At 61.2% G+C, this 2,185-nt stretch carries 3 protein-coding genes; all 3 read left to right on the forward strand.

The features are described from left to right. Positions 1–72: 72 nt before the first annotated feature. From preA to M3498_15750, 3 genes are read left to right on the forward strand one after another with little or no spacing between them, the layout of a single operon-like run. Positions 73–1,425, forward strand: a complete 1,353-nt coding sequence (gene preA / locus M3498_15740; protein MDQ3460732.1) for an NAD-dependent dihydropyrimidine dehydrogenase subunit PreA — start codon at positions 73–75, stop codon at positions 1,423–1,425. 45 nt (positions 1,426–1,470) lie between these two features. Next, positions 1,471–1,737: a hypothetical protein gene (locus tag M3498_15745; protein MDQ3460733.1), complete on the forward strand. Its 267-nt coding sequence runs from the start codon at positions 1,471–1,473 to the stop codon at positions 1,735–1,737. Beyond that, positions 1,737–2,177 carry a type II toxin-antitoxin system VapC family toxin gene (locus tag M3498_15750; protein MDQ3460734.1) on the forward strand — a complete coding sequence of 147 codons (441 nt, stop codon included), beginning with the start codon at positions 1,737–1,739 and terminating at the stop codon, positions 2,175–2,177. Before M3498_15745 ends, M3498_15750 begins: the two co-directional genes overlap by 1 nt. Positions 2,178–2,185 lie beyond the last annotated feature (8 nt).

Here is a 2,185-nt window from a genome sequence, read left to right on the forward strand (position 1 = left end):
GCCCCTACACCCTCGAGCAAACCCTCGACCCGGACTTCTTGTCCTAAAAAAGATAGTTCTGGAAAGGACACTATGGCGGACCTAAGCATCAACTTCGCGGGCATTACCAGCCCTAACCCCTTCTGGCTGGCCTCGGCCCCGCCGACGAACTCGGCTTACCAGATCAACAAGGCCTTTGAACAGGGTTGGGGCGGCGCGGTCTGGAAGACCATCGGCGCGCCTGTGCTCAACGTCTGCAACCGCTACGGCGGCTTTGAGCACAACGGCCAAAAACTCGTCGCCATCAACAACGTCGAGCTCATTTCCGACAGGCCCTTAGAGGTCAACCTGCGCGAGATCGCCGAGGTGAAAAGGCTCTGGCCTGACCGGGCGCTTATCGTTTCGGCGATGGTCGAGTCCGACCCCAAGGTCTGGCGCGACATCGTCTTGCAGATCGAAGACACCGGGGCGGACGGCATCGAGCTCAACTACGGCTGCCCCCACGGCATGAGCGAGCGCGGCATGGGCGCGGCGGTCGGTCAGGTGCCGGAGTACTGCAAGGTGATCACCGAGTGGGTGACCTCGGCCGCCCGCATTCCCGTCATCGTCAAGCTCACCCCAAACGTCACCGACATTACCAAGCCCGCGCAGGCGGCGGTTCAGGGTGGGGCCCACGCGCTCTCTTTAATCAACACCATCAACTCGATTATCGGCGTGGACCTGGACAACTTTCAGCTCCGGCCCAACATCGGCGGCAAAGGCGGCCACGGCGGCTACGCCGGTCCGGCGGTGCGGCCCATCGCCCTGCACCTTCTCTCCTCGGTCGCCAGCGAACCGCAGGTGCGCAAGGCGAAGCTGCCGATTTCCGGGATGGGCGGCATCCAGACCTGGCGCGACGCCGCCGAGTTTTTGCTATTAGGCGCGACCAGCCTGCAGGTCTGCACGGCGGTCATGCACTACGGCTTTAGGATTATCGAAGACCTCAGCGACGGCCTCTCAAACTGGCTCGACGAGAAAGGTGCCCAGTCGGTTCAAGAGGTAATCGGCGCCTCGCTGCCGAGGATTTCCGATTTCGGCGACTTCGACCTCGCCTTTAAGAGCGTGGCAAAGATCAACCCCGAGCTTTGCATCAACTGCAACCTCTGCTATGTCGCTTGCGACGAGGGCGCGCACCAGTGTATCGACCTCATGCTGGGCGGGCAAAAGATCGAACCCGGTATGGCGCTTCACGGCAGCAAGCCGCAGCCCGTGGTGCGCGAGAGCGACTGCGTGGGCTGCGCCTTATGTTCGCTCGTCTGCCCGGTCGAAGATTGCATCACCATGGTCGCCGTCCCGCCGGAGCGGCCGCCGGTCACCTGGAACGAGCTGACCCGGACCCGGCCGGAGGTGCTCGAGTGGGAGGAGATGGAAAGGTACCGCAGGGAAGTCGGCATCGACATTCACTAGCCTGTCGGAGGACGGCGGGCAGGGAGACAGGGATACGGTGAGATTATGGCAAAAGTCTATTTAAAACCAGATGAACACGGCAATCTGCTTGTTCCCAAGAACCTGCTCGGCGAGTCGGGAGAGGATGTGGTTTACAGGCTCGAGCGCGAAGGCAAGGTCATCCGGCTCGAGCCCGCGCCGCGCAAGCTCCACGACATCGCAGACCCGGAGGAACGTGCAAGAGCCGTAGCAGCCTTTATGAAACGCATCGCTCACAAAACGGACGTGCGTTGGCCCGAGCATTACAACGCGAGAGACGATATCTACGATTGATGCGTTATCTCCTTGACACCAATGTCGTGTTGCGAACCGTCAATCAGGATGACGGGCTCTACCCGGTGGTCTCTCAGGCAGTCCAAAACCTCGCTATCCAAGGTCACGAACTCATTCTCGTGCCGCAAGTTATCTATGAGTTCTGGTCAGCGGCGAGCAGGCCTGCGGCGGTCAACGGCCTGGGATGGTCGTTGGCCACTGTTCGCGCTCTGGTCGATGACCTCATCCGGGAGTGGACGCTTCTCGAGGATGTGCCGGAGGTGTTTGACCACTGGCTCGAGCTCGTTACCCTCCACCAGGTTTCAGGCAAGCAAGTCCACGACGCCAGGCTCGTCGCCGCCATGAAGGCGCATGACCTCGAGCATCTGCTCACGCTCAACGCCGAGGACTTCGGGCGCTTCGACGTCCAAAGCCTTCATCCGGGCGAAGTGTTAGCCTGAGCGCAAAA

It is taken from the genome of Deinococcota bacterium (assembly GCA_030858465.1).
Lineage (GTDB): Bacteria > Deinococcota > Deinococci > Deinococcales > Trueperaceae > JALZLY01.

Excerpts from the sequence above, each read along its gene's own strand:
- M3498_15745 (MDQ3460733.1), top strand. The coding sequence starts at position 1,471 with ATGGCAAAAGTCTATTTAAAACCAGATGAACACGGCAATCTGCTTGTT.
- preA (MDQ3460732.1), top strand. The coding sequence starts at position 73 with ATGGCGGACCTAAGCATCAACTTCGCGGGCATTACCAGCCCTAACCCC.
- M3498_15750 (MDQ3460734.1), top strand. The coding sequence starts at position 1,737 with ATGCGTTATCTCCTTGACACCAATGTCGTGTTGCGAACCGTCAATCAG.